This window comes from Chondromyces crocatus (genome assembly GCF_001189295.1).
GTDB classification, from domain to species: domain Bacteria; phylum Myxococcota_A; class Polyangia; order Polyangiales; family Polyangiaceae; genus Chondromyces; species Chondromyces crocatus.
On record NZ_CP012159.1, the window covers coordinates 4,645,319 to 4,671,855 of the forward strand.

A 26,537-nucleotide genomic window follows, 5' to 3' on the forward strand; every position below is an offset into this window, starting at 1 on the left:
CGACGCGACGAGCATCAGGCCCGAAGTGGCGAGACGTGCCAGGTTACCCTGGTGGATCGCGGGGCGGCGGGGGCGCGTACCCTCGCCATGTGACCTGGTACGAGCTGCGGCACGGCCGGAGCGTTCCGGTGGGCGTGTCGGAAAGTGCCGCAACTGGAGGGTGACAAAGGACGAAAGCCTGGCGTGGCAGCTTGTGAGCAAGAGACCAAGGGACATGATAACGGCAAGAGTCGAGCCAAGGAGAGTACGAAGCAGGGCCGCAAAAAGACCTGGAAAAGAGAAGATGGGGGAGGACGGGTCGGATGAGCGAGCAAGCAGAGCGAGAGGCGGCGAGTCCTGCTACGGCGGCGGAACCTGCCATCCGGGTGGAGGACGCGGCGCCCCGGATGTACCGCGCGATGAAGGCGGACGACGAGCATCCGAAGACGGGAACGAGCGGGACGACGTTGGGCATCCGGGTGCCGAAGGACATCCCGGTCGACCTGCAGGGACGCGTGCGACCAGGAAAAGGAGGGCTGTCCGTGCGTCCACGGATCCGAGACATCCCCGCGGAGTTCCTTCCTCGCAGGCTCAAGCACTTGAACCGTAATGCCACTGGCAGCGACAAGACCATCGTCTTCCGCTACGGCGAAAAGGCATTCACCGTGGCGCACGTCACGTCCGAGCTATGCCTGCGCCCGGACAAACCGGATCATGGCGTCGTCGAGCCCAGCGCCGAGATGGATTTCGACGCTTACCAGAACGCGCTTCACGCCACGCGCGAAGGATGGGTCAACGGTGAAGAAGACGCTTTCTGAGCAGGCCATGGGGCCGGACGATTTGAAGGCGCGCCTCACGTACGAACGCATGATCATCGAACTCCATGACCTCATCCGCGCTGGCCGCAGTGACGAGGATGAGACCGATGAACTGCGTGAACGGATGGTCGAGATCAAGGAGGCATTGCGGCCGGAGAGCCGAGCGTTCCTGGAGAACCTGTCCGGCGACCTGTACATGCTCCAGGGGGAGGAGGTCCTCGAAGAGGAAGGCGCGCGTATCTCCGATTTGCCCACGCAGCTGAAGTCCGTCTGGGGAAAGGGCGACTGGGCCGAGGCCCTGACCCTCCTGCGCCACGCGAAGATCCGGGATGTCGTGCCCGACCATGTCAGAGCATCCCTCCGTGACCGCTCGTGGTCGAATCTCGGTTACTTCCATGCAGCGTCCTGCTTCTTCGAGCATGCCGTGAGCCTGTCTCCGGAGAACGACAACTATGCCTATTTCGCCCTCGGCGCCCTGCTCAAGTGCGGTCGTACCGATGAGGCCTTGAGGCGAGCGGACGCCATCGTTCGCGACGAGACCTCCTCGGCACGCCGGCTCTACAAGGCGGCCGATGTGCTGTTCTACGCAGCACGCCACGTCGATGGTGCGGCGGCTGCGACTGTATACGAGCGCGTACTCCTCGTGCTCGATCGGGCCCTGGAGCGGGACCGCGCGCTGCCGGCCGAGGACCGGCTACCGGCGCTGACCGTGGGAGGCTACGTCCATCGCGGCCTCTGTCACGAGCACCTGGGGGAGCCCCGTCAGGCGAAGGAGGCGTACACAGCAGCGCTCGAGGAGGATCCGAACAGCGACGTCGCATTGACCGCGCGCGGGCTGCTCCTGTACGGCGAGGAGTGCCCTACGGAGGCCCTGCTCGACTTCGAGCGTGCCGTCGAGACAGGCACGCCACTCGTCTGGCCGTACGTCTACCTGGCATTCGACGCGCTCAGGAAGGACGAGCCGACGCGTTGCTTGCTCCTGGCCCGGCAGGCGGAAAAGAGGACCCAGGATCCTGTGATGCGCGCGAACATCGCCGAGTGGATTGCGATCGCCACCGCCCGACAAGGCGCCGCTCAGGCCGAGAGCATCGCGCGGTTCCAGGAGGCACAAGTATTCAACCCGCTGAGCGCCCGGATCGCCGAGAACCTCCGACATTCGATCACGGGTGATCATGCCGCGCTCATCGTCGCCAACGACACCACGGTCGAGGCGGCGAGGGAGCAGCTCAGCGAAGCGCTACGCCCGACCGGATGACGCCAAGGCAGTCTCCGGAGCGCGCGGCAACATCCTCCGCCGACTAGAAGGCGTTGTGGCCGGTCAGGGCGTTGCCGAGGATGAGCGTGTGCACCTCGTTCGTGCCCTCGTATGTGTAGACGCTCTCCAGGTTCAGCATGTGCCGGATCACCGGGTAATCGAGCAGGATCCCGTTCCCGCCGAGCAGTCCTCGCGCCATGCGCGCGATGCGCAGTGCCCAGCCCACGTTGTTCTTCTTGCAGAGCGACACCTGCACGGGTGAAAGCCCCCCGGTATCCTTCAGCCGCCCGTAGTGGAGCGCCATGATCTGGCCCTTGGCGATCTCGCTGGCCATCTCCACGAGCTGCTCCTGCACGAGCTGCTTCGACGCGATCGGCTTGCCGAACTGCACACGCTCCCGCGTGTACGACACGGCCGTCTCGTAACACGCGCGCGCCGCCCCCAGCGCTCCCCAGGAGATCCCGAAGCGCGCCTGCGTCAAGCAGCTCAGCGGCCCCTTCAGCCCCGTCACCCCGGGCAGCACGTTCTCCTCCGGCACCCGCACCTCGTTCAGCACGATCTCGCCGGTCGGGCTGGCCCGCAGGCTCATCTTCCCGTGCACCGTCGGCGTCTCGAAGCCCGCCATCCCGCGCTCCACCACGAAGCCCCGGATCGACTCCGCTCCACCGTCGTCGACCTTGGCCCACACCACGGCCAGGTGCGCCACGGGCGAGCTGGTGATCCACATCTTCGTCCCGGTGAGCACGTAGTCACGCCCATCGCGCCGCGCCCGCGTCGTCATCGAGCCGGGATCCGAGCCCGAGTCGGGCTCCGTCAGCCCGAAACACCCGATGATCTCGGCCGTGGCCATCTTCGGCAGCCACCGTTGCTTCTGCTCCTCGGAGCCGTACTTCCAGATGGGGTACATCGCCAGCGACCCCTGCACGCTCGCGAAGCTCCGCAGCCCGCTGTCCCCGAACTCCAGCTCGGCCAGCGCGAGCCCGTACGACACCGCGTTCATCCCCGCGCAGCCGTACCCCGTCAGCGACGCGCCGAGCAGACCCATCGCCGCGATCTCCGGGATGAGATCGCTCGGAAACTCCTCCTTCGCGAACAGCTCTCCCGCCCGAGGCAGGTACCGCTCGCGCACGAACCGCCGGACCGTGTCGCGGATCATCCGCTCCTCGTCCGTGAGCAGCGGATCGATGGCCATGAGCTGATCGAGGGAGAGCGGCTCTCGGGGACTTGTCATGCGCGCCGATCTAGCCTGGCGCGGCGGCGCGGTCACGGGTGGATGTAGACCAGCGTGCCCTTCCGCAAGGACAGCGCAGCGTGCCATCCAGCCGGCACGTCCGGTGTCGTCCACCCGAACAGCCACGCCGCGTCACGAGGGGACAGGTTGATGCACCCGTGGCTCCGCGGCGTCCCGAACTCGTCGTGCCAGTACGCCGCGTGGAGCGCGTAGCCCTCGGTGAAGTACTGCACGAAGGGCACATCGCGGAAATCGAAGCGGTCCTCATCGTCCGCGTCCCCCGACATCTTCACCGTCACGTGCTTCGTGTGGATCAGGAACGCCCCCTGGATCGTCGAGCGCGTCTTCTTCGGATCCCCCAGCCCGTCGGCGCCGGTCGACACCAGCGTCGCGAACACCGGGCGCGTCCCCTCGTAAGCCACCAGGCTCTGACGCAGGATCGACACGTCGATCCACTTCCGACCGCTCGCCGCCCACGTCGGCGGTGTTCGCGGCGCCTCCACCATCACCACATCCTCGACGCGCACGAGGCTCCCATCCCGCGCCACCCGGTGCTCCACCCCGCCCACGCGGCGCACCTCGCCCGTGACCGGCACCCCCTCCCGGTAGCCCAGCACGGGCCCTTGCACGTACCCGCCCGTGGGTCCTGGTACCAGCCGCACCGCGCGGCGCCGGCGCACGAAGGCCACGGGCAATCCCGCCTCCTCGCCCAGCGTGACCCCGGTGAACGCGCTCTCTCGCACCACCCGCGTCCGGTCCAGCGGCAGCACGGTCATCTCCGTCGTCAGCCCGAACCGGCGCCCCTCGTGATCGAACGTCGACAGCAGCGCGTGCCCCGACCGCGCCTGCGCCCGCCCCAGCACCAGCGCCTCCAGGTCCCGCTTGTCCCCGCCCAGCGCCGGCAACGGCTGGCCGTAGAGCAGCACCGGCGGCGTCGGATCCGGCTCCGGCAGGGGCACGAAATCCGCGCCCTTCGCCGTCGCAGCGGCCCGTTGCAGGTGGTTGCCCAGCTCCTTCTCGACCTGCCGCTGCTCCTCGGGCTCCGGCAGACGCCCGTACAGCAGCGGCGCAGGCGACCGCGACATCACGTACGTGTAGGGCAACCCCTCGCCCAGCGTCGGCCGCCGCCGCGAGGCCTCCACCACGCGCGCGTGGATGTCGAGCGTCGCCGTCGCCCCCACGCACACGTAGCCGTGCGGCTGGACCCCGTACCATCCCCCCTGGCACCCCTTCTTCCCCGCCGGCTTGGCGCGCCGCTCCACGATCGCGCCCGCCCTCAGGTACCCCAGCCTCCGGCTCCCCCAGCGTGGCTCGGCGAACACCCACGTCTCCCGCGCGACGCTCGCCAGCTCGTGCAGCGTCCGCGTTGGCTCTGGCGGGGGCGGCTCCGACTTCGGCAGCTCGTCCGACCCATCATCCAGCAGCTCCGGTGGCAGCCCCTCGACGCCCACCGTCCCGGGGCCTGCGCTCTTTTCGAGGCGTGCCAGGTCCACCCCGGGTCCACCGGGCACCACCTCGGCGGCCTCCAGCCCTTCGTGCTCTCCCTGGGGTGAGCCCTCCTGCGCTCCCTGGAGCGCGACCCCGGGAGCCAGCGAGGGCCGCTCCGCGTTCGGGACGACGCCTGGCGCCGCCCCGGTGCGTGCGCCCTGGGTCTGCGCGCCCTGGGTCTGCGCGCCCTGGGCCTGCGCGTCCTGGGCCTGCGCGCCATGGGCTTGCGCATCTTCTGCGGGAACGGAGGGCACGACGGCGGCGAGCTGCTCCGCGTCCACGCCGGCTTCCACCGAGGGGAGGGGAGGGAGGGAAGGCGCCGTGGGCTCCGCCTCCGCGAGGGCCTCCACGTCGGGCACGGCCGTCACCACGGCCGCGAACCGGCCGAGGACCGGCGGCACCATGAACCCCGAGAGCTGAGCGGGATCGACGGAAGGGCAGCTCAGGTGGAGCGCCCCCAGCACGAAGGTGGGAACGGCAAGGAGCCGACGCAGGCCCATGCTGCGCGCGTATCATCGCCCGCAGCATCGGGCCAAATTCACGGAGATCGGGCCGGAGCGCGGTGCGTGCGCTCCATCACGGCGTCCGATCACGGGGTCACGGGATACTCCACGCTCGTCCCCGAGTTCACCAGTCGAGCGCAGCGACCCCCGCGGTAGTAGCGGCGCGCCGACTTCTCGTACCCGGCGCGGAAGTCGTTCTTCAGCTTGAACAGCTTCGCGACCCAGCTCCCACCCCAGGTGATCGTCCCGTTGCCATTGACATCGCCGTTGTCATAGCGAACGCAATCGACGCAGTTCGTCTGGTAGGCATACACGTTCGAGCTGTCGAGCGTCGTGTTGTACACGTTCCCCGACAGGTCGACGTGACCCCAGCGCCCGATGCCCAGCGGGAAGATGCCGACCTCGGTCAGGTCGGTCGCCTTGCAGTTGCCGGCCTCCGAGCCATCGCCGAGACAGTCGTTCGCCGCACGCAGCGGGTTGTTGCTCTCGTCCGCACCCCACGGGTACGGCCGCTGCTGCGTCCCACCCACGGCCGCGTAGTTGTACTGCGCTTCCGTCGGCATGAACCCGCCGTCCCACGCGCAGAATGCCCTGACCTCGTAATAGGTCAGGCAGACGATCGGCTTCTTTTCGCGCGCTCCGGCCGTGTCGGTCCAGGTGTTCCAGGAGTCCCACGGATCGCACTTCAGCTCCGCCTTCAGCGTCGCTGCATTGGGCGCGAGGTTCGAATTCCAGGCCGGGTTCCAGCCCGTATCGACCCCATTGGTGTACGGGTTGGCGCCCGAGCCCGGGGTCGGCGGGTTCACCTGCGTGCCCCCACCCGCGTCCAGGAATGCACGGAATCGGCCCGTGGTGATGGGGTACTTGTCCATCGCGAACCCGCTCACCGTCGCCGGCAGCGTGGGATCGTTGGCCCGGTTGAACGTCCCCCCGGGGATGTTGTGTACGGCGCAGCAGTTGTCGTTGCCCGCGCTGCTGCAGTTGTTGCCGGCGCCCGGCGCGCCGCTCTGGCAGCTGATGGGCGCGCTGTAACCGACCCCGGTCCCGGGCCATCCGCCCGAGCCGCCAGCACCACCCGAGCCACCCGACCCCGAGGAGGAGCTGGTGGTCGTGCTGCTCGTCGAACCCCCGGCGCCTCCGGCCCCGCCAGAGCCCGAGGTGGTGGTCGAAGAGCTGGTGGTCGACGCACTGCTCGTCGTGGCGCTCGTCGTGGCGCTCGTCGACGAGGCCGTGGTGCTGCTGGCGCTCCCGTCGTCGTAGCAGACCACGAGCTTCGGCCTGCGGGCGACCTCCGAGTCCGTCACGTTGGTCGTCTTGATCTGGGTGCGGTTCGCGGTCTCCTCCAGGTAGATCCCGAAGTTCTGGTGGGTCCCGTTCACCCAGCTCTGTACGAGCGGCGTGATGCTCACCGTCCGGAGGCCCGAGCCCGCGGTGAACGTGGCCTCGGTCTGTGCGCTGAAGGCGGCATTGTGAGAGTTCCACGTGACCGACGTCTCACCCCAGGCGGTCGTCGTCCGGTGGACCCGGACGAGTTCCGCGGGGGCGGTGGCATAGGCGACGTACACCGACAGATTGGCGGAGGTGACCGTGGCGCCCGCCGGAATGTTCGAGAGATCGAAGCGGATCAGGGAGCTTTGAAGTGCGCCGCCCGTGTAGACACCGGCGTACATATCGGGGCCGGTGCCGAAGTTCGTCGTCGGGTATCCCTGATGCAGGAGCGCGTCCTGCACCGCGCTGCTACCCACACCTTGCTGGATCGTGACGCACGTCTCCACAGCCTGGCTCACCTCGTCGACGTCGAGGAGCTCTTCGTCGAGCGGCGCCATGCAGCCCGCAGCGAGCGGGCCTCCGGCGAAGGCAGCCAGAGCAGCGAGCAGCAGCGGGTGAGATGGGCTCGCGAGCAAGCGGTTTCTCATGATGTATCTCCAGGTCCATCCGCGGTGACGGGGGGCCCACCTGACGGGAGGGGGTATTGGCCGCTCCGCGCCGCGTTGCGCAGGAGACTGGCGCTAAGGACCAACGTCGATTCTAGGAGGGCGCCACTTCGCGTCAATGAATTTTGATGGATAGCCATAAGCCGCATCCATCGTCGCGTCTTAATCAACCTTCACAAAACTCTTCATTATCGCGCATGGTGAGCGGGCTTGTCCAGCGCCGGCTCATTGTGTCGCATTCTGCGACGCATTGAATCCGGGATAAGCTTTCACTGTGGCTCAGCCCTGGCGTGCATGTCCAGACGGCGCCTACACAGGCGACGCTCACACAGGCGGGGCCTGCACAGGCCGCATCGAATCCGGCGCGTGCCTGGTCTCGCCTCTCCGTTCGATGACGGCCTGCCCGCCACGGCGTCGCGCGCGTCTCGTCGGCTGTCCCAGGGCGCAGGAATACAGAAGGCGCCTTTCTGGCGGCTGGCTTTCGATCGAGAGAGCCAAAGCACGCCCCCCAGGCCGAGGTGCCGCGGCAATCGTCACGCCAGGGAGACTGGAACCCGGGAATCTCGATCGAAGGGGGAGAGAACGGAACCGAGCGTTCAGCCTGCGACGGGGGTCGGCGTCGCGCCGAGCTCCGCCAGGCCTTCCGTCACCTCGGTGGCAATCATCTCTGCCAGACGCTCGAGCAAGTCCGAGCCCTCTTCGGCCGAGGCCTCCCGCGGCGCGCCCGTGTAGGCAGCGTCCATGCCCATTGCCAGGAACGTCGATTGCCCCGCCTGGATCCCCTTCGACAGGCTGATGCCCAGGTCGGGCAATCCCTGCGCGACCTCGGTATGGACACGCTCCGGTGCGGCGGCCAGGATCAGCGACGTCTCATAGCGGCCGGCGTGGCAAGCCCCACTCTTGAACTCGGCGCTCAGTGTGCGCGCCCAGCGTCGTGTGAGCGGGCTCGCCACGGACGCCTTCCCCGCGGGGAGCCCCGCCACTGAGGCCCTCACGGCGGCGTCGTGCTCGGGTTCCAGGTGATTGTTCACCACGCAGACGTGCGCGAAACCAGCGCCGAGGTGAGCCTCCACCACCGCCCGCAAGAAGGAGGTGAGCGCCGCCGCCGGAATCGAGAGGGCGCCCGCGAAGCCCGCCGCGAAATCGGTGACACCATATCCGACGGACGGAGCGATCAGCGCGGTGATGCCCCTCGCTCGAAGCTGTCTGACAGCCCGCTCTGCTGCCGCCTCTCCGATGAGCGTGTCGGTCGCCAGAGGTAGATGAGGGCCATGAGGCTCGACCGACCCGACCGGCAGCAGGGCGACACACGGTGCTGCGCTGCGTAGTCGGTTCGCCAGCGCCTGGGTCGTCATCCTGGCGAGCTGGTGCTCGGTCTCGGTATCCACCATGACGCGAGCCTAGCGGCGGGTCCAAGGGGGCGCCAGCAGCCGCCGTCGCCCCTCCTCCGTCGTCTGGACGCCGGGCCCGTCGAGCGCTTCCCGGTCCCAGAGCTGGCAGGTCACGGCCTTGTGGAGCTGATCCAGCCCCTCGCAATAGTTGCTGTAGATGCAGCGGCGGACCTCGCCCCCGTGGCCCTGGCGCAGCTTCAGGAACCAGTCCGGGTCGGCCAGCGTCTGTCGGGCGGCGCCGACGAGATCCGCCTCGCCTCGCTGGAGGATCGCCTCGGCCTGAGCGAACGTGCAGATGCCCCCGGCGGCGACGGTGGGCGTCGCGAACCCCGCCGCGCGCACCGCCTGCCGGATGGCCGCCTGCTTCGCGATCTGTCGCCCGAATGGCCCGCGCGCGTCCGAGACCGCGGTGGGCATGCATTCGTAGCCGCTCGGCCCGGTGTACGGATAGGCGGCGTGCCCCACCTTGGGCTGCTTTGCGTCCTCGAATTTGCCGCCGGTCGATAGCGAGAGGAAGTCCATGCCCGCCCGGGCGAATGCGACACCGAAATGAGATGCGTCATCGACGCGATTACCACCATCAATCACGTCGTCGCAGAGGAAGCGGCAGCCGACCACGTACTCGTTGCCCACGGCTTCGCGCACGGCGCGGTAGACCTCGAGCGGCAGGCGCGCCCGCGCTTCCAGTCCACCTCCGTAGCCGTCGTCCCGCGTGTTTCGCGCGGAGAGGAGCGAGGCCATCGTGTAGGCGTGCGCGTAGTGCAGCTCGACCCCGTCGAAGCCCGCCGCCTTCGCTCGCCGCGCTGCCGCCGAGAACAGGCCTGGCAGGACCTCGGGCAGTGCCTGGATCTCGGGCACGTGCATGTCGGTCACCCGCTCCCGCGCCCCGAACTGCAGTTCCTCCAGCTCGCGCTCGGTGAGCACCTGCGCGAGGGCCGCGTCATCGAGCTGGCACAGCACCTCGCGCACCTCACTCTCGGCCGCTCCCTCCCAGCGCCGCTGCACCGTGAGCGCATCTTCCGGGGCTCCGTTCCGTGGGCCCCCTTCGTCCCTCGGCGGCGCGAGCACCACGTCACGGGTGAGCGTCGACAGCCCCGCGCGGTGACCGTCCGTGATCCGCAGAAACGCCCGCAGGAAGCGCTCGCGTTCGGGGCGCCTCCGGATGCGCAGGAAATCGATGAGCTGGATGAACAGGCGCGTCCGGCCGCCACTCCTTCGCCTCACCTCGTCGACGAGCTGCGTCAGGCCCGGGAGGAAGCGATCGTGCCCGATGCGCAGCAGTGGCCCGCTCGGCACATCGCGGATCCCCGTCGCCTCCACCACGATCACCCCGGGCTCCCCCTCCGCGAAGCGCCCGTACCACCCCAGGATCTCGGGCGACACGAACCCCTCTTCCGTGGCGCGCCAGGGCACCATGGCGGGCACCCACGACCGCTCGGCGAGCGTGAGCCCCGCCGCGAGCCGCAGCGGTGAGAACAGCAGCGACCCTGCCGCCTCGTCGACCGACGGGGGCTGGTCCTCCGGCAACGGGTGGCGGATCCGCTCCGGAGGCCGCCACATCGTCAGCGCTCCTGGTCGCGCGGTGCGCCGCTCGAGGCGCCAGCCGCGCCAGCCGCGCCAGCTGCGCCAGCCGCGCCAGCTGCGCCAGCCGCGCCAGCCGCGCCAGCCGCGGCGTCCGCCGCAGCCGCGCGATCGAGCAGCCCCTTGGCGATGATCAGCTTCTGGATCTCCGTCGTGCCTTCGTAGATCCGCAGCGGCCTGATCTCCCGGTAGAGCCGCTCCACCTCGGTCTCCAGCGTCACCCCGGAGCCCCCGTGGAGCTGCACCGCCCGATCGATGATCCGCTGCGCCGCCTCCGTCGCGTACATCTTGGCCATCGCCGCCTCGACCGTGACCCGGCCCGACGACGTGTCCCGCTGGTGCGCCGCCCGCGCGACCAGGAGCCGCGCCGCATCCAGCTCCGTCGCCATCTCGGCCAGGTACGCGCGCACGATCTGCTGGTCCGCGAGCGGCCCCCCGAACTGACGCCGTCGCCGCACGTGCTTCACCGCCTCCGAGAGCGCCCGCGACGCCATCCCGTTCGCCGCGGCCCCGACCGAGATCCGGAAGGCGTCCAGCGTCTCCATCGCGATCCGGAACCCTCCACCCGGCGCCCCGAGCAGTTCCCCCGGGCACCCATCGAGGTGCAGCCGACCGAGAGGGTGCGGCACCGACAGCGGCACCGGCTCCATCGAGAGCCCTTTCGCTGCCGTGTCCACCAGGAACGCCGAGATCCCCTTGCGCCCCGCGGCGGGATCCACGGTCGCGAACACGACGACGTGGTGCGCGATGGGCACGTTCGAGATCAGCGTCTTCTGCCCGGTCAGCAGCCACCGCTCCCCGTCGCGTCGCGCCACCGTCTTCAGCGAGGCGACGTCGCTCCCCGCCTCCGGCTCGGTGAGCCCGAACGCCCCGATGCGCCGCCCGCGGATCACGTCCGGCAAGATCGCCTCGCGTTGCGCTGCCGAGCCCGCGAGCACCACCGGGTACGAGCCCAGCCCTTGCACCGCGTAGATCGAGTCGGCCAGCGGCGAGACCTGCCCCAGCGCCTCCCGCAAGAGCACCAGCGCGCGCACGTCGATCGCCGTCGGATCCTCGGGCCGCCCTGCGGGGGCGCCGCCCAGCGCTTCGGGCACGAGGTGCGCGTACAGACCGAGCGGCTCACCCAGGAGCCGCGCCGCCTCCGCCGCCTCGTGGGTCTTCGCGAGCGGCGCGAGCGCCTCCTCGGTCAGCCTGTGGCCGAGTTCCTTGTGCCGCTGCTCGAAGAAGATCGGCAGCACCTCCGACGAGAGGGACAGCGCGCTCATGCCCGTCGCGTCGGGGGTTCCCCCGCTCCCTGCATCGTCGCCGGCGGCGGGTCGGTGATCGGCCTCCGCGCACCGCTCCCGGGCGGTTCCTGAGGCGCCTGGGCTGCCTGGGCCACCTGAGCGCTCGATCCCCCCTGCGCCTCGCCGCCTTCCAGGGGCTCGTCACAGATCGCCGCCCCTTCGAAGCGCGGAGGCCGCTTCTCGCGGTTCGCCTCGTACGCCTCGCGGAAGTCCCCGTGGACCATGCACAGCGCCTGCGCCTGCGCCTCCGCCTCGATCGCCGCGGCCAGCGTCATCCCCGACTCGCTCACCAGCATCTGCTTCGTCATCGCGTGTGCGAACGCCGGCCCGCGGGCCAGCCGATCGGCCCACGCCCGCGCCGTCTGGAGCAGGTCCGCGTCGGGCACCACCCGGTTCGCGAGCCCGATCCGGAGTGCCTCCGCCGCGCCCACCAGATCCCCGAAGTACAGCAGCTCTGCCGCCCGACCTTGCCCCAGGATCCGCGGCAACAGGTAGCTCGCCCCCATGTCGGCCCCCGACAGCCCCACCTTCGGGAAGATGAACCCGAAGCGCGCGCTCTCTGCCGCGACCCGCAGATCGCACGCCGCCGCGATCACCGCGCCCGCGCCCACGGCCACCCCGTTCACCGCCGCGATCACCGGCCGCCGCAGCTCGCAGATGCTCTGGATCAGCGCCCCCGTCATCCGCGTGAAATCCAGGAGCGCCCGCGCATCCCGCGAGAACAACTCGGAGATGATCCCCTCCACGTCACCGCCCGAGCAGAACCCTCGCCCCTTGCCCGTCAGCACCACCGCGCGCGCTTCTGCGCACCGCTCCAGCGAGCGGAACGTGGTCTCCAGCTCCGTGTACACCCCGAAGGTCAGCGCATTGAGCCGATCCGGCCGGTCCAGGGTGATCGTCGCGACCCCGCGGCTGATCGAAAGCTCGAAGGTCTTCGGGTTCAACGTCATCGATTGGTCTCCTCGTCGTCGGGGGACGCCTTGCGGCGTCGTTCTCTCTTCATCGTGGCGGCACGTGCTGGCCGTGCCCGGGCGGACGCCGACCCCCGCGCTGCTGGCGCCGCCGAGGCCGCCAGCGCGCGCATCGGATCCCGGAGCTTCGCCAGCAAGCGCGTCAGCGTCGTCAGCTCCGCCGGCGCCAGCGCCGAGAACAGCTTCGCGATCCGTGTCGCATGCCGCCGCTCCGCATCGCGGAACGCCCGCTGCCCCTTCGGCGTCATGTGCACCCGCCACGCGCGCCGATCGTTCGGATCCGCCCGCCGCTCCACCAGCCCATCGCGCGCCGCCCGGTCCACGAGCCCCGTCAGATTGCCCGCGGTCACCAGCATGCTTCGCGACAGCGCGGCCAGCGTCTGCCCGTCCTCCCGGCTCAGGTTCGCCAGGAGGTCGAAGCGCGGCATCGTCATCTCGTGCTCCAGATCCACCCGGATCGCCGCGAGCGCGCGCTTGTGGACCGCCAGGATCCGCACCCATGCCGCGATCGCCGCCTGCTCGCGCAGCGCGTCTTCTGCCTTCGCCGGAGGGGAGACCGGCCTGCGCGCCGGAGCGCCTCGCCTCACGTCGTCTCCGGGCCGGCCTCGTCGTCGAGGGACGCGACGGCTTCGATCTCCACCACCGCCTCGCGCTCCACCAGCCCCGCCACCCCGAGCAGCGCCATCGCCGGGAAGTGCCGCCCGAAGCGCTCCTTCCAGGCCGCGCCCACCTCGCGCAACCCGCTCCGGTACGCGTCGAGATCGGTCACGTACACCGTCATCCGCGCCACGTCCTCCGGCTTCCCGCCGGCCGCGCGCACCACCGCGAGCACGTTGTCGAGCGCTTGCGCGAACTGCCCTGGCAGATCCTTCGCCACGAACTCGCCCTGCGCGTTCCAGCCCACCTGGCCGGACACGTGGAGCGTCCGCCCGCGCGTCACCACCCCGTTCACATACCCCTTCGGCCTGGGCCAGCCCTCGGGCTGAACGAACGTCAATCGGCTGCTCATGTCATCACCTGTCCGCCGTCGATGGGAATCGCCTGACCGTGGATGCTGCGCGCCTCGTGCGAGCAGAGCATCGCCACCATCGCCGCCACCTCGTCGGGCTGCACCATCCGGCGCTGCGGCGACATCGAGGTCAGCGCCTTCCGCGCCTCTTCGCGTGAGCGGCCCGTCTTCTGCTCGATGCGCGTCACCGCCTCGTCCGACATCCGGGTCTCCACCCAGCCCGGGCAGAGGCAGTTGATGGTCACCGGCGTGCGCGCGATCTCCAGTGCAATCGCCTTGCTCATTCCGATGATCGCGTGCTTCGACGCGCAGTAGCCGCTCGAATACGCATACCCGGTGAGCCCCGCATTGGAGACCACATTCACCACCCGTCCCCAGCCACGTGCGATCATCGGCGGGATCAGCGCCTGGCACAGCGCGAATGCCCCCGTCACGTTGACCGCGAACATCCGGTCCCACGCCTCGTCCGGCGTTTCCTGGAATGGCGCGCTCTCCGCGATTCCCGCGTTGTTCACCAGGATGTCGACGTGCCCGAGCTGCTCCAGCACCCGCGGCACCGCCGCCCGGATCGCCGCCCGATCTCCCACATCGAGCTGGACGGGGATCCCCTTCACCGCCTCGCTCACCTCGGCGAGTTCCGACACCGTGCGCCCGGCGACTGCCACCCGCGCTCCCTCGCGCGCGAGCCACTCGGCGACGGCCCGACCGATGCCACGACCGCCGCCCGTCACCAGCGCCGTCTTGCCCTCGATCGACATGCAACGGCTCTAAATCATTGATATATGAAGCTCAAGGGGAATCGGAGACGGCACGGGGCGCGTGACCGCGAAGGCAGCCTGCCCGCATGACCGGAACGCAGGCGCATTGCGTCAACATCGTCCCGGGCTCGCGCACCGAGCTGCGTTCTGGTCGCGCTGCGTCATTGCGACGACCCGACCTCGTCCAGGGCGGCGAACAGGCCACCACGACGGAATGACTTGTGGGGGGACCCCTTCACGGATGGTTGCCTGCGCCGTCGCTCGAAGCGCATCATGCGGCGATGCGTCGTCTTTGCGTGGTCACCCTCGTCGCGGCCAGCGCCGCGCTCACTGGCTGCGTCAGCGCCGAGGCCGACACCACCGCCCATGCGCTGTGGACTGCGACCGAATCGCTCCAGGCACTCGGCGGCGAACGCTTCTTCGACGCGCCCTGGCCCAGCGATCTCCGCCTCCAGGACGGCTCGCCCTACATCGACGGTTACTACAACCCCCACGACCAGCCGCTCCTCCGCGAATACATCGGCGCCATGCGCGGCGCCCTCCGCGGCTTCTCTCCCGCCTCGGCCGGCTACCTCCGCTTCGACGCTCCCATCGACCCCGCGACGCTCCCCACCGATCCCATCGCGGCGCAGGCAGCCACCTCCTCCGTCCAGCTCCTCGACGTCGATCCCGCGTCCCCCGAGCATGGGCAGCGCCGCGCCATCTCCCTCCACTGGCGCGAGGCCCGCGGCGTCTACTGGCTCCCGAACACCCTCGCCTTCATGCCCGCCTTCGGCGCGCCCCTTCGCCCCCACACCCGCTACGCCCTCGTGGTCACCGACGACGTGCGTGCTGCGGATGGCGGTCTCGTCGGCGCCAGCGACGAACTCCGCCAGGCCCTCGGCGTCGACCCCCCCAGCGCCGCCCTCCGCCCGGTGAACGAAGCCCTCGCTCCCTCGATCGACGCCATCGAGCAGAGCGGCATCCCGCGCGACCGCATCGCCCACCTCACCGTCTTCACCACCGACGACCCCACCGCCGAGATGTTCGCCCTGCGCGACCACCTCGTCGCGAACGTCCCTGCGCCGCGCCTGCGCCCCTCCTCGTGGAACCTCGCCACCGAGACCGACACCTTCGTCGAGTACATCGGCCAGTACGGCCCCTCGCCGAACTACCAGTTCGGTCGCTCCCCCTTCACCAGCTTCGGTGACGGCGGCGCCTTCCGCTTCGAGGACGGCGTGCCCCAGGTCGAGGGCCTCTACGACCTCCGCTTCTCGCTGACCGTACCCAGCGACGCGAACTGCCCCATGCCCTCCGAGGGCTACCCCATCGTGCTCTACGCCCACGGCACCGGCGGCAACTACAAGTCCTTCATCCGGGATGGCACCGCCGCGTCCCTCGCCGCGCAGTGCCTCGCCACGATGGGCGTCGACCAGATCTTCCACGGCACCCGCTGGGGCGCGCCGAAGAACCCTGGCGACACCGCCTTCCTGTTCTTCAACTTCATGAACGTCACCGCCGCGCGCGCCAACCCGCGCCAGTCGGCCCTCGACGAGGTGCAGCGCGCCCGCCTCTTCTCCGAGACCCGCGCCACCGTCCCCGCCAGCGTCTCCGTCAACGGCAAGGAGATCCACTTCGACCCGGCCCGCGTGCTCTTCTTCGGCCACTCCCAGGGCGGCCTCAACGGCCCGCTCCTCCTCGCCGCCGACGACGCCGTGCGCGGCGCCGTCCTCTCCGGCTCCTCTGCCCAGATGGCGATCACCCTCCTGGAAAAGACCGAGCCCACCCCCAGCGTCGCCGGCGCCGTGAAGACCCTGTTCCTCGGCCTCAGCGGTGAAGACGGCGCCGAGCTGAACGAGTTCCACCCCGCCATCTCCCTCGCGCAGAGCATCGTCGACGTCGTCGACCCCATCCATTACGCCCCCGCGATCGTCCTCGAACCGCGCCCGGGCTTCGCCCCGAAGAGCATCTACATGACCGAAGGCGTGAACCCCGACGGCGTGGGCGACAGCTACGCCCCGCCGCGCGGCATCGAGGTCCACGCCATCGCCATGGGCCTCCCCCTCCAGTCCCCAGGCCAGCGCCTCCCGCCGGACGGCCGCTGGGTCGGCCCTGCGCCCGTGACCATCCCCGACGGCGGCCTCTCCGGCAACCTCGCCAACACCACCGCCTCCGGCGTGCTCGCCCAGTGGCCCGTCCCCGAAGGCAGCGACGGACACTTCGTGATCTTCCGCGTCCCCGAGGCCCGCCGCCAGGCCGCCGGCTTCCTCCGCCACCTCGCCGACGAGCCCGTGGGCCGCATCCCGCTGCCCTGAGCGTCATGCCCACCGTGACCCGAGCCGCATGAGCCACTCCCCCAGCGCACCGTCCTCCGCCGCCGCAGGCACGCCAGGCCCCGCCGCAGGCATGCCGAACCCCGAGCCCCAGGCGCTCCACGCGCGCGTGACGGCCCTGCTCGCGAGCCCCGCCATCACCGAGCGGCGCCCGCCCGCCGAGGAGCCCTGGCCCCTCCCGGGCCCCGAGCCGCTGGATCTCGCCGCCCTCTACGCCGTGACCGACGGCCTCGTCCTCGCCGACGGCGCGACCCTCCTCCGCCGCGGCGAGCTCGCGCGTGCCACCGACTGGCTGAAGCAAGACCGCTCCCTCGACTGGCCCGAAGGCCTCGTCGTCCTCGGCGAGCACCAGGAACTCGTCGTCGTCCTCGACCTCGACCCCACCGGCGCGCGCGCCGGCGGCGGCATCCTGGAAGCTCCCCACGACGGCCTCTCGACCTTCCAGCGCCTCGACCGGAGCGCCCTCGGCTACCTGGAGCGTCACGCCGGCGTCGGCCCTGGCGATCCAGGCCCCGAGCAGCGCCTCGCCGACGCCATCGCGCGTCGTGACGTCGCCGCCCTTCACGAAGCCCTCGCCCTGCCGCTCTACCCCGGCGCCGAGCGCAACGCCGCCCTCGGCGCGCTGACGCTGGGCAGCCTCCTCGCCGCCGCGGGTGACGACGCTGGCGCCCTAAAGGCCTTCGAGCGCTCCGTCGCCGCCCGCGTGCGCGCCGCTCGCCGAGGCGCGGGGGCCCTGGAGCGCGCCGCCGCCCTCCGCGCGTGCGTCGCCGCAGCCCGAGAAGCCGGCGCCACCACCCTCGCAGAGCAGCTCGCCCAGCAGCGCTGAAGCCGCCGTACCAGGAGGCCCGTCGCGGGCCCGTTGCGTCTCGTGACGTTCGGCACGGGGCCATCGCGGAGGTCACGACGGTGGCCCCACCATTCCGTCCTGCATGCTGGATGCTATTTCAAAGTCACTGAATGAACTGACGCTGTTCGGCGTACATCTGGCGACATCGGGGGAGATGTAGATGTCGTTGGAACACTCGATTCGGTGAAGTGTCTTACGGAGTACGCGAAGGATCTTCGCGTCGACGTGAAGATCCTTCGTGTCCACAGAAAGGAGCGTTCGCGTCGACACGAAGGATCTTCGTGTCCACGGAAAGGATCTTCGTGCGACGCGAAGAAAGTTCGTGTCCACGGAAAGGATCTTCGTGTCCACGGAAAGGATCTTCGTGTCCACGGAAAGGATCTTCGTGTCCACGGAAAGGATCTTCGTGTCCACGGAAAGGATCTTCGTGCGACGCGAAGGAAGTTCGTGTCCACGGAAAGGATCTTCGTGTCCACGGAAAGGATCTTCGTGCGACGCGAAGGAAGTTCGTGTCGACGCGAAGGATCTTCGTGTCCACGGAAAGGATCTTCGCGTGACGCGAAGGAAGTTCGTGTCGACGCGAAGGATCTTCGTGTCCACGGAAAGGATCTTCGCGTGACGCGAAGGAAGTTCGTGTCGACGTGAAGGATCTTCGTGTCCGCAGAAAAGGAGGTTCGCGTGACACGAACGCACTTCCCGTGAACATGACCCTCCTCCTCACATCGTATGAAGTGATTTTGAGTCTTCGCGAAGCCTCTTTGGCACCTCACGAGGCGCCTCGACGTGCTCGTGAAGGCACGCGGATATGGCAGTACGGGAAGTCGCGCACGCGTGAGCGCGACGCGCGGAACCTGGCAGCGACTTCATGTCTGCGCAGTCACCGTCGACGTGAACGACAGGATCGCCTGCGTGGTCACCGAGGTCATGCTCGTGACACCCCCCGTGGTTCCCGTGGACGGGATCGAGCCGTACCAGGCTACAGGCGCGTCGTCGGCCACAGGTACACCAGGCCCACCGGGGTGAGGCGGGTGAGGCTCACCTCGTAGAGGCCTTCGAGGTCGGCGGGCTCGCGTTCGATCTCGTCTTCGATGCGCTCGAGGCGTCGCTTCATGTCGGCGCGTTCGCTCTCGAGCTGCTCGTATTGACGGGTGAGCGAGTCGCCGTCGAGCTGGAAGAAGAGGTCGAGCTGGTGGCCGAGCTGTCGCTGAATCGCCTCCCGCTGGTCTCGGAGAAGCTGTCGGAGCTCGTCGGCTTCTCTGGCGCCGCGCGCCTGGAGGCGCTGCGTGGCTGCCTGGGCGCGGGCGCTGGCCTCGCGGTGTACATGGGGCCAGAGGGTGGCGAAGTCCTTGGCGGCGCCCTTCGCGAGCTGGCTCGTGAGGGCTTCGGGCGCGGGGGGCAAGCTGGTGGTGCGGGTCAGAAGGCGCAGAAGGCGCTCGACGGCGCGACGATCCTCGTCCGTGGTGCTGGGGACGAGGTGGTCGCCGTCCCGCGTCTCCCGGAAGGGGGCGGCGACGGCGACACGCTCGTCGTGGAGGCGGGTGTCGCCAGGGCCGAAGAGGGAGAAACGACCGAAGGCGATGACGCGCGGTTCGTCGGAGCCATCGTCAGGGACGAGGGTGACGCGGGAGAGATCGTGAGCGCTGGAGCCCTGGGCGAGAAAGCGGCCGAGGATGCGCTGGACGAAGGGATGGTGGAGATGGAGGTGGACGCGCCCGTCGTCCATGCGGGAGAGGGCTTCGAACACGACGGGCCGGGGCAGGCACTCACGCCACGCGCTCTCGGCTTCGCCACGGCGGCGCGGGCGACGAAGGCTGTCGAGGAGGGGGTCGAAGCTCGCCGGCAAGGTGGGGAGCGCGTAGACGGCCTCGCCTTCGCGTTCGTCGTCGAGGGGGGTGAGGGGCGGAGCGCCGGAGAGTTCGAGGCCGACATCGATGACGTCGCGGAGGCGCTCTCCACGGAAGGCGAAGGCTTCGCGGGCGTGTTCGAGGCTGCGACGGGCCTCGTCGATGTCGCGCTCGATGGTGGCGAGATCGGCGCGCTGCGTCTCCAGCTCGCGGCGCGTGGTCTCGGCGTGCTCGGGGTAGCGCTCGGCATCGTCGAGCGCGGCGGCGGTGGTGCGGTCGATGCCTCGGGAGAGGACGCGCTCCATGTGCGTCGTGACGACCTCGCTCAGGCTGCCCAGCTCGGCGCCGAGGGGGCCAGCGCTGCGGACGATCCTGTCCAGCACGGCGTCCTCGAAGCGCTCGGGTTGGACGAAATGGTGGCAGCGGACCTGCGGTGCGCGCTGACCGATGCGGTCGATGCGGCGGTTGCGCTGCTCCACGCGAGCAGGGCTCCACGGTACATCGACGTGGAAGAGGTCCGCGCAGCGCTCCTGGAGGTCGAGCCCTTCGCGGCCGGCATCGGTGGCGATGAGGATGCGCACCGGGTGCTCGGCAGGGTCGCCGTTGAAGGCGCGCTGGACGTCAGCGCGGGCACCGTCGCGCATCCCGCTGTGAAAGACGGCGATGCGCTCGTCGCCGCGGTCCGTGCCCTCGACGGCTGCGCCGAGTGCGCGCTGCAGGTAGCGCAGCGTGTCGCCGTACTCGGTGCAGAGGATGACGCGGCGGTCGCTCCAGGTGCCGCGGGGGCGCTCGTTCGCGCTTCCGCTCACGCCCGGGAGCGCGACGGCCGCGCACTGCTCGGCGCGGATCCAGTGAAGCAGCGCGAGCACCTTCAGGTCGGGGCGATGGCGGTGCGCGCGGGAGAGGTCGAACATGCGCTGGCGGAGGTCTCGTGTGGGGCCCTCGGGGGGCCTCGGGGCGTCGGTGGCGACGGCGATGGCGGCCTCATGGGCTTCGAGAGCGCGGTGGAACGCCTCGATGCTGGAGAGAAGGCGTCTCTGGAGCTTGATGAAGACGCCCTGCCCACGACCTCGCTTCGGCCTCATGGAGTCGGCGTACTCGGCGAGGAGGCGTGCCAGCACGATCTCGGGGGCTTCGCTCTCGCCCAGCGAGACGTCGGCCACGCGCTTCTCCGCCGCGCCCGGGGTGGCCTCGATGTGCCGGGCATGGAAGGTGTCGCCTTCGCGCTGGAGGGCGATCCGGACCACGGTCCGGGCGGGGAAGCCGTCCTTGCCGGCGTGGTGGAGGTCGCTCTTCAACCTGCGGACCAGCACCGCAGAGAGGGCCTTCGAGCCGGCCTCGATGGGAACGCCGCGCGTGAAGCGCCGAGGGTCGAGCATCGCCAGGAGGGCGCTGAAGCTGTTGGCGTGACCGTTGTGCGGTGTGGCCGAGAGGAAGAGGCGGTCGTCGAAGCGCGGGCCCAGCGCGTCACGGATCATGCGGGTGATGGGCGTGTCGACGGCGTACTGGCTTGCCCAGGCGGGGGCGGCGATGTGGGCTTCGTCGAGGACGAGGAGGCCCTTCTTCGCGCGGCCGTCCAGGTGGGCGAGGAGCGGCTCGCGGACCTCGGGGCGGCGGAGGGTCTGGTAGGAGACGATGACGTGATCGTGCGTGCTCCACGGGTTGACGTCGACGCCGCGCTCCTGGCGGCACCGGGCGACGAACGCGCGTCCCATGATCTCGAAGCGCTGGCCGAAGCGCCTCTCCATCTCCTTGCGCCAGTGGAGGCAGCGCGCGGCGGGGCAGACGACGAGCACGCCGGCGATGCGCTGGCGAAGCTCCAGCTCTTGCATGATCAGGCCGGCCTCGATGGTCTTTCCGAGGCCCGCGTCGTCGGCCAGGAGGAGGTTGGCGCGAGGGAGCGAGAGGGCCTTCGCGAGCGGCGTGAGCTGGTGGTCGAGGAGTTCGAGACCCAGGCGAAACGGGGCCTGGAAGAGATCGGCGCGGGTTGCCGTGACGAAGTTCCACGCAATGGCGTGGAAATACGCCGCGAAGTGGCGAGGTGAGTCGAGCGTGTCGATGGTGCCGAGTGTCTCGGCGTCGGACTGGACGTGGTGGGTGCCGAGCTCGATGAGGTGTTCGCGGGAGGCCAGCGCATCGAGAGGCGAGGGGGGCTGCGAGGACATGGCAAACTCGGACGTCAGCGGACAGACCGGGGATGTACTCCGCGTTCACGTCCAGGAGGCGTCGTCGCAGCATGCGCCCTCAGACCGGAGACCTCAACGCGCAGACGAACAGCCCGAGCCCCGTCCCTGCGAGCGCATCCGCCATGAGCCCGCCCACCGCGCTCACGCTGCCAGCACCCGGCTGCAAAGCTGGTCGATGATCGGACCCACCTTCGCGTGATCGTCGGTGCCGACCGGGGCCGTGCCGAGTTCCAGTCCGTCCGCGGGACCGAGTGAATACGACTGCCTCCTGCCCGGGATGTTGCCGAAGTAGAACAGCGTCGCCGTGTACGCCTCCGCCGGCACCCGGTTCCGGTGGAACAGGCCGAGAGGCACCTCGTACGTCGAGCCGCTGGCATAGGACAGGTCGAGGACGGGCTCCACGGTGACGCGCCGCTGCGTGTTTCGGAACACGGGCCTCTCGTCGCGATCGCACTCGGTCCGGTAGAGCGCCTGCGGCGCGTGGACGTCGTCGGTGGGCGTGACGCGGTACAGCTCGTTCGAGATCTCGCCGTGCAGGATGAAGCTCCGGCACGACAGCTCGTGCGAGTGCAGCGTCGTGTCCAGGTTCTCCACGGGCGAGCGATGGCCTTCCTCCCAGACGTGGATGCGGATCAGCTCCTGGAGGTGATGCTGCGACCCCTCCGCGACGAACATCCGGAGCGAGAGGAAGCCCAGCGGGGTCCTGGCGACGGCCGGGTAGAGTTCCGGCTCGTCGAGGTGGAGGGCGCGCAGGATGCCGCGTCCCTCGATGCGCTCCTGGTCCTCGGGGGTGCGCTGCCGCAGCGAGTCCAGCGAAAGCGCGCGCTCGACGAGCTTTCCGGTGAGGCCGTCGACGAGGCGGCGGCTCTGGTGCAGCAGCGCGTCGGCGTGCAGCGTCTCCGCCGTGCCGAAGAGCATGACGGCGAGCTGCGCTGGATCCAGCCGTTGCCGCCATGCCGTCGCGCGCTCGGGCGGGAGGCCCGCGATCGTGCAGGTGAGCGCCTGCGCGAGCCGCTTCGGGCCGAGCGCGTGCGGTGGGGCGGATGGCTGCTGGTGATCACGCGGAGAGGGCATGCTGCTGTTGCTCCTGGGACATGGCGTCAGGTCTCCACCGAGAGCGAGGCCTTCGGATAGCCGGCCTGGCGCGAATGCCACGGCATGACCATGGCATTGCGTTCACCAGTGCATTTCGGCAGCTTCGGGGCCGAACATTGCGTGCGGGGAGGACTGCTCGTAACGATTGCATCGATGAAATGAGCCGTCGGCTTCGCGCGCGTACCAGAGCCTTCGCGGCTGCGCCCGGATCCATGCCGAGATTCAGGGGACAGCGCTGAGCCGAGGCGCTCCGTCGAACTGGAGGGCATTTCTTGTATGGGTTGGACCAATACGTGTCAACCGAACGGGGGCGCGCGCATTCACGAGTTTCTGGCGATATGCCGCGGCATCTGGATCACGCAGGAACGAGGACGTCGTGAGCGAGGGTCGACGTCTCGCTGTGCGAGAGAGGACGCTCGCATCGTCGTGCTGATACCTTGAAGCGGTCCTCCACCATGCCCCATTCCGACGACGTCTTGCACCCTGCGACGCTCGCCGACCTCGATGGCGTCCCGGCGGAGCAGCGCGCGGAGTTCATCGAGGACACCCTGTTTCTGTGCCCTCGGCCTTCCGGGGTTCACTCCCTGGTCGCCTCACGGCTGGGCGGGCGTGTCGACGGGCCTTTCGGTCTGGGAGACGGTGGTCCCGGGGGCTTCTGGATCCTGGATGCGCCCGAGGTCCACCTCGGCAAGAACGTCGTCGTTCCAGACCTTTCAGGTTGGCGCGTCGAGCGGATGTCGGAGCCTCCCGCCGACCATCGGTTCACCATTGCGCCGGACTGGGTGTGCGAGGTGCTGAGCGCGTCGACGGCCACGCACGACCGCATCCGCAAGATGCGGCTCTATGCGGCTGCCGGCGTGGGCCACGTCTGGCTCATCGACCCGGTGGCGCGAACGCTGGAGGTGTTCCGTCGTGGAACCGACGAGCCCTGGCACGTGATCGGGCTGCACGAGGAAGCCGAGCGGGTGCGGGCCGAGCCGTTCCAGGCCATCGAGATCGACCTCGCGCTGCTCTGGAAGAAGCCGCGCCCCGCCGCCGCTGACGGGCCCCCTCCACGCATCTGAGCGACGTCGGGCGGCCTCAGTCCTCGTCGAACTCGATCGGCTCGCCCTCGCCGCCGATGCCGAGCGTTTCCAGGATCTGCTGCACCTCTTGCTTGGCCTCGACCTCCGGGTTCGTCGCCAGGTAGCCCTGCAGGTGCTTGCGGGCGAGGAAGCGCTGTCCGAGCGCGGCGTGGGCCATGCCGAGGGCGTAGAGGGCGTCCGGATCGTCGGGGAAGCGCCGCCGGGCCTCCTGCGCTTGGCCGACGGCGGCCTGGTGATCACCGAGGCGGCGGAGGGCGTGCGACAGGGAGACGCGGGCGCCGAGGTAGTCCGGCGCGAGCTGCACGGCGGCCCGGTAGGCATCGCGCGCGGGCTCGAGCTGCTCCAGCTCCCACATGGCCTGGCCCACGAAGAAGTAGGCGTACGCGTTCGCCGCATCCCGCTGGATCACGTCGCGCAGGGTGGACAGGGCCTCGTGGTACTTGCGCTCTTGCAGCAGCTCGGTGGCCTCCTCGACGGCCTCCCAGTGGGCCGCGTCCTTCGAGGGGGTGCTCATCGCTCGTGACGACATGGCGCGCAGTCTAGTACGGCGTTCGCGGAGTTCGTCCCGGGTTCTTGGCCGGGCGATCTGCGCCGCAGCCAGGGAGCGACCCTCGGCAGCGCAGCGCAGCCAGGGAGCGACCCGCGGCAGCGCAGGGGGGCCGACGGGCGCCTGATTTCGGGTGCGCAGGAGCTGTCTCTTCTGTGGTAGCGGCGGAGGGTGGGCTCTTCCCGGCTCCTTTTTCGCGTGGCGTCCGCTCTCCCGGTGCTGGGGGCGGCGATCGCGTTCTACGGGCCGGCGCTGCGCCGGACTGGCGGGCTGTGGCCTGCGCCGCTGGACGATGTGTACATCCACTTCGCCTTCGCCCGGTCGGCCGCGCTCGGGCACCTGTCGACGTGGATCCCGGGGAACGGGTACTCCTCGGGCGGGACGAGCTTGCTCTATCCGCTCGTTCTGGCGCCCGGGTGGCTGATCGGGTTCCGGGGGGTGTGGCTCGGGGTGTTCGCGGCGCTCGTGGCGTGCGTGGCGCTGATCGACCTGTGCCGCTCGGTGCAAGGGCTGGTCGATCCTGGCGCGGGGACGCGCGAGGGGGCCGGGGGAGAGGCGCTGGGGCCGCGTCCGCCGTCGCGCGCGCGGTGGGTCGCGTGGGGGGTGCCGCTGTTCGTGGTGGCGGTGCCGCTGCTCGACTGGAGCTGGTTCTCGGGGATGGAGGTGGCCTTGCTCGGCGCGGTGCTGGGGCGAGCGCTCCTCGCGGTGAGGCGCTGCGAGCACGCGCCGCCGCACGTTCGTCCGCGCGCGCAGTGGCGGGCAGGTCTGTGGGTGGCGTTGCTCGTGGCGACGAGGCCGGAGATGGCGGTGCTCTCCGGGGCGCTCGCGGTCGCCGTCGCGCACGCGGCCGGGACGGGGAGCGCGGTGAAGGCGCTGTTGCGGGCAGGAGGACCGACGGGCGCGCTGCTGGTCGGGCAGGCTGCGCTGAACCGGACGCTCACGGGGGAGTGGAGCGCGGCGGGCGCGGTGCGGAAGCTGGTCCCGTCGAACCCGTACCTCTCGCCGCTGGAGGTGGTCGGCGAGGTGGCCCGGAACGTCATGGCGCTCCGGGTGCAGGCGCTGGAGAGCGCGCTCGGCGGCGCGACGTGGGCGTGGATCCTGCCCGCGCTCGGGGCGTTCGCGGTGCTGGATCGGCGGTCGCGGCGGCTGGCCTTGCCGCTGTTCCTGGGCGGGATCGGGGCGCTGATCCTGGCCTCGTTCAACGCGACGGCGCGGTTCCAGAACCTCCGCTATGCGGCGCCGACGCTGATGATGTTGCTGATCGCCGCCGTGCTCGGCGTCGCGGCGCTCGCACGACGGGGGCGCCCCGGGGGGCTCGTGGCCGTGGCGCTCGCGGGACCCGCAGTGCTTGCGCCTTCGGTGTGGTTCGGGCGGCAGATCGATCACTTCGCGCGGTCGTCGGGCAACATCGCGGAGCAGCAGGTCGAGGTGGCGAGGCGGCTCGCTGCGATGACGCCGGCGCCGCGGCGGGTGCTGCTGAACGATGCGGGTGCGATCCCGTACCTGTCAGGGCTGCCCGCGATCGATGGGCTGGGGCTCGGGGGATACCAGGGGATGCCGTTCGCGCGCGCGTCGGTGCATGGCGTGCCCGCCGTGGTGGAGCTGATCGAGCGGCTCGCGCCCGCCGAGAGGCCCGACGTGATGGCGCTCTATCCAGGCTGGTGGGGCGGGCTGGTGGAGCCGTTCGGGCAGCGGGTGGACGGGGTGACCATCGAGGACAACGTGATCTGCGGGGCGGCAGAGAAGGTGATCTACGCGGCGGACTGGTCGGCGCTGGAGGACAGGGGCGCGGGGGCGAGCGAAGGCCAGGGAGAGCTGCGGTCGGGCGAGGGAAGCGGGGAGCTGCTGGACGAGATCGATGTGGGGGATCTGATCTCGGAGAAGGAGCATCAGTACGTCATCCCGGCGCCGCGTGGCGGGTGGGTGGTCGGGGCGGTGCTCGATGAGATGGTGGCGGGTGGAGGCGTGGCGGTGGGGGGGAGCGCGGACGGGGGGAGGCCACGAAAGCGCTTCGATGCGGGGCGCATCGTGCCCGAGGGGCGGGAGGAGTCGTTCGTGATCCGGGCGGGGGTGCCGCGAGGGTCGGCGAGGCTCGTGCTGCGCACGGACGGTGGAGGTCCGCTCGGGCTGCGGGTCGTCGTGGAGAAGGGGGAGCGAGGGCGTGCGAGCGGGGGAGCTGCCGAAGGGGAGGGGGCCGGACGCGATGGCGAGCTGAAGGCCGAGGGGTCGGGGCGAGAGGCCGAGGGGTCAGGGCGAGAGGTGGAGGTGCCGACGCGGGATGAGGGGCGCTGGCACGTCGTGGAGGTGGCGCTGGGCGAGGTCGAGGGGGGCGATCGGATCCGGATCCAGGCCGCACAGGGGGCCTGGCGGAGCTTTCATGGGTGGCTGCGGCGGTGAGGGTTCCTCGTCGGGCGTGA

The 26,537-nt window shown here is 70.1% G+C and carries 20 protein-coding genes; 6 read left to right on the forward strand and 14 right to left on the reverse strand.

Going from position 1 to position 26,537, the window contains the following annotated elements; translation table 11 throughout:
- Positions 1–302 precede the first annotated feature (302 nt).
- Together CMC5_RS45925 and CMC5_RS17190 are read left to right on the forward strand one after the other, a co-directional pair.
- Entirely contained in the window at positions 303–797 is a 495-nt protein-coding gene (locus CMC5_RS45925; protein ID WP_050431453.1) for a hypothetical protein, read from the forward strand.
- Complete coding sequence (locus CMC5_RS17190) at positions 778–2,052, forward strand: tetratricopeptide repeat protein (protein WP_169796568.1); 1,275 nt, start codon at positions 778–780, stop codon at positions 2,050–2,052. The genes CMC5_RS45925 and CMC5_RS17190 overlap by 20 nt, the downstream gene beginning before the upstream one ends.
- A gap of 43 nt (positions 2,053–2,095) precedes the next feature.
- Here CMC5_RS17190 and CMC5_RS17195 read toward each other — a convergent pair whose 3' ends face one another.
- From CMC5_RS17195 to CMC5_RS17240, 10 genes are all read right to left on the reverse strand, one after another.
- The gene (locus tag CMC5_RS17195) at positions 2,096–3,283 is read right to left on the reverse strand and encodes an acyl-CoA dehydrogenase family protein (RefSeq protein ID WP_050431455.1); all 1,188 of its coding nucleotides are present in this window, start codon (positions 3,281–3,283) and stop codon (positions 2,096–2,098) included.
- Positions 3,284–3,315: 32 nt separating this feature from the next.
- Positions 3,316–5,271, reverse strand: coding sequence for a L,D-transpeptidase (locus CMC5_RS17200; RefSeq protein ID WP_050431456.1), 1,956 nt, complete (start codon positions 5,269–5,271; stop codon positions 3,316–3,318).
- 89 nt (positions 5,272–5,360) lie between these two features.
- The gene (locus CMC5_RS44635) at positions 5,361–7,190 is read right to left on the reverse strand and encodes a DNRLRE domain-containing protein (RefSeq protein WP_050431457.1); all 1,830 of its coding nucleotides are present in this window, start codon (positions 7,188–7,190) and stop codon (positions 5,361–5,363) included.
- Between the two features lie 614 nt (positions 7,191–7,804).
- On the reverse strand, positions 7,805–8,599 hold the full coding sequence (locus CMC5_RS17210; RefSeq protein ID WP_050431458.1) for a creatininase family protein: 795 nt from the start codon (positions 8,597–8,599) through the stop codon (positions 7,805–7,807).
- Between the two features lie 9 nt (positions 8,600–8,608).
- On the reverse strand, positions 8,609–10,159 hold the full coding sequence (locus CMC5_RS17215) for an oxidoreductase (protein ID WP_050431459.1): 1,551 nt from the start codon (positions 10,157–10,159) through the stop codon (positions 8,609–8,611).
- Between the two features lie 2 nt (positions 10,160–10,161).
- On the reverse strand, positions 10,162–11,445 hold the full coding sequence (locus tag CMC5_RS17220; RefSeq protein ID WP_179955524.1) for an acyl-CoA dehydrogenase family protein: 1,284 nt from the start codon (positions 11,443–11,445) through the stop codon (positions 10,162–10,164).
- Entirely contained in the window at positions 11,442–12,416 is a 975-nt protein-coding gene (locus tag CMC5_RS17225) for an enoyl-CoA hydratase family protein (protein WP_082362559.1), read from the reverse strand. The genes CMC5_RS17220 and CMC5_RS17225 overlap by 4 nt, the downstream gene beginning before the upstream one ends.
- On the reverse strand, positions 12,413–13,024 hold the full coding sequence (locus CMC5_RS17230) for a MarR family winged helix-turn-helix transcriptional regulator (RefSeq protein ID WP_050431460.1): 612 nt from the start codon (positions 13,022–13,024) through the stop codon (positions 12,413–12,415). The genes CMC5_RS17225 and CMC5_RS17230 overlap by 4 nt, the downstream gene beginning before the upstream one ends.
- The gene (locus CMC5_RS17235; RefSeq protein ID WP_156338664.1) at positions 13,021–13,446 is read right to left on the reverse strand and encodes a RidA family protein; all 426 of its coding nucleotides are present in this window, start codon (positions 13,444–13,446) and stop codon (positions 13,021–13,023) included. The genes CMC5_RS17230 and CMC5_RS17235 overlap by 4 nt, the downstream gene beginning before the upstream one ends.
- Positions 13,443–14,204, reverse strand: a complete 762-nt coding sequence (locus CMC5_RS17240; protein WP_050431461.1) for an SDR family NAD(P)-dependent oxidoreductase — start codon at positions 14,202–14,204, stop codon at positions 13,443–13,445. The genes CMC5_RS17235 and CMC5_RS17240 overlap by 4 nt, the downstream gene beginning before the upstream one ends.
- 281 nt (positions 14,205–14,485) lie before the next feature.
- Between CMC5_RS17240 and CMC5_RS17245 the strand changes: the two genes are divergently transcribed.
- The gene (locus tag CMC5_RS17245) at positions 14,486–16,498 is read left to right on the forward strand and encodes a hypothetical protein (RefSeq protein ID WP_156338665.1); all 2,013 of its coding nucleotides are present in this window, start codon (positions 14,486–14,488) and stop codon (positions 16,496–16,498) included.
- Between the two features lie 28 nt (positions 16,499–16,526).
- Positions 16,527–17,342, forward strand: coding sequence for a hypothetical protein (locus CMC5_RS17250; protein ID WP_245678478.1), 816 nt, complete (start codon positions 16,527–16,529; stop codon positions 17,340–17,342).
- A gap of 72 nt (positions 17,343–17,414) precedes the next feature.
- Here the strand turns inward: CMC5_RS17250 and CMC5_RS17255 are convergent, their stop codons facing one another.
- The 3 genes from CMC5_RS17255 to CMC5_RS17265 all read right to left on the reverse strand — a co-directional run bounded on the left by CMC5_RS17255 (position 17,415) and on the right by CMC5_RS17265 (position 22,467).
- Positions 17,415–17,777, reverse strand: a complete 363-nt coding sequence (locus CMC5_RS17255) for a hypothetical protein (protein WP_156338666.1) — start codon at positions 17,775–17,777, stop codon at positions 17,415–17,417.
- Positions 17,778–18,339: 562 nt separating this feature from the next.
- Positions 18,340–21,372: a DISARM system SNF2-like helicase DrmD gene (locus tag CMC5_RS17260; RefSeq protein WP_050431465.1), complete on the reverse strand. Its 3,033-nt coding sequence runs from the start codon at positions 21,370–21,372 to the stop codon at positions 18,340–18,342.
- A 162-nt stretch (positions 21,373–21,534) separates the two neighbouring features.
- Positions 21,535–22,467 carry a hypothetical protein gene (locus tag CMC5_RS17265; RefSeq protein ID WP_050431466.1) on the reverse strand — a complete coding sequence of 311 codons (933 nt, stop codon included), beginning with the start codon at positions 22,465–22,467 and terminating at the stop codon, positions 21,535–21,537.
- A 476-nt stretch (positions 22,468–22,943) separates the two neighbouring features.
- Here CMC5_RS17265 and CMC5_RS17270 point away from each other — a divergent pair, with 476 nt between their 5' ends.
- Positions 22,944–23,552 (forward strand): Uma2 family endonuclease, encoded by a 609-nt coding sequence (locus tag CMC5_RS17270; RefSeq protein ID WP_050431467.1) that lies wholly within the window; start codon positions 22,944–22,946, stop codon positions 23,550–23,552.
- Between the two features lie 16 nt (positions 23,553–23,568).
- On the opposite strand, the gene CMC5_RS17275 is transcribed toward CMC5_RS17270, so the two are convergent.
- Positions 23,569–24,102, reverse strand: a complete 534-nt coding sequence (locus tag CMC5_RS17275) for a tetratricopeptide repeat protein (protein WP_050431468.1) — start codon at positions 24,100–24,102, stop codon at positions 23,569–23,571.
- Positions 24,103–24,318: 216 nt separating this feature from the next.
- Here CMC5_RS17275 and CMC5_RS17280 point away from each other — a divergent pair, with 216 nt between their 5' ends.
- On the forward strand, positions 24,319–26,517 hold the full coding sequence (locus tag CMC5_RS17280) for a hypothetical protein (protein ID WP_245678479.1): 2,199 nt from the start codon (positions 24,319–24,321) through the stop codon (positions 26,515–26,517).
- Positions 26,518–26,537 lie beyond the last annotated feature (20 nt).

Coding starts and splice junctions, on each gene's coding strand:
- CMC5_RS45925 (WP_050431453.1), top strand. CDS start 303: ATGAGCGAGCAAGCAGAGCGAGAGGCGGCGAGTCCTGCTACGGCGGCG.
- CMC5_RS17195 (WP_050431455.1), bottom strand. CDS start 3,283: ATGACAAGTCCCCGAGAGCCGCTCTCCCTCGATCAGCTCATGGCCATC.
- CMC5_RS17200 (WP_050431456.1), bottom strand. CDS start 5,271: ATGGGCCTGCGTCGGCTCCTTGCCGTTCCCACCTTCGTGCTGGGGGCG.
- CMC5_RS44635 (WP_050431457.1), bottom strand. CDS start 7,190: ATGAGAAACCGCTTGCTCGCGAGCCCATCTCACCCGCTGCTGCTCGCT.
- CMC5_RS17210 (WP_050431458.1), bottom strand. CDS start 8,599: ATGGTGGATACCGAGACCGAGCACCAGCTCGCCAGGATGACGACCCAG.
- CMC5_RS17215 (WP_050431459.1), bottom strand. CDS start 10,159: ATGTGGCGGCCTCCGGAGCGGATCCGCCACCCGTTGCCGGAGGACCAG.
- CMC5_RS17220 (WP_179955524.1), bottom strand. CDS start 11,445: ATGAGCGCGCTGTCCCTCTCGTCGGAGGTGCTGCCGATCTTCTTCGAG.
- CMC5_RS17225 (WP_082362559.1), bottom strand. CDS start 12,416: ATGACGTTGAACCCGAAGACCTTCGAGCTTTCGATCAGCCGCGGGGTC.
- CMC5_RS17235 (WP_156338664.1), bottom strand. CDS start 13,446: ATGAGCAGCCGATTGACGTTCGTTCAGCCCGAGGGCTGGCCCAGGCCG.
- CMC5_RS17240 (WP_050431461.1), bottom strand. CDS start 14,204: ATGTCGATCGAGGGCAAGACGGCGCTGGTGACGGGCGGCGGTCGTGGC.
- CMC5_RS17245 (WP_156338665.1), top strand. CDS start 14,486: ATGCGTCGTCTTTGCGTGGTCACCCTCGTCGCGGCCAGCGCCGCGCTC.
- CMC5_RS17250 (WP_245678478.1), top strand. CDS start 16,527: ATGAGCCACTCCCCCAGCGCACCGTCCTCCGCCGCCGCAGGCACGCCA.
- CMC5_RS17260 (WP_050431465.1), bottom strand. CDS start 21,372: ATGTCCTCGCAGCCCCCCTCGCCTCTCGATGCGCTGGCCTCCCGCGAA.
- CMC5_RS17265 (WP_050431466.1), bottom strand. CDS start 22,467: ATGCCCTCTCCGCGTGATCACCAGCAGCCATCCGCCCCACCGCACGCG.
- CMC5_RS17270 (WP_050431467.1), top strand. CDS start 22,944: ATGCCCCATTCCGACGACGTCTTGCACCCTGCGACGCTCGCCGACCTC.
- CMC5_RS17275 (WP_050431468.1), bottom strand. CDS start 24,102: ATGTCGTCACGAGCGATGAGCACCCCCTCGAAGGACGCGGCCCACTGG.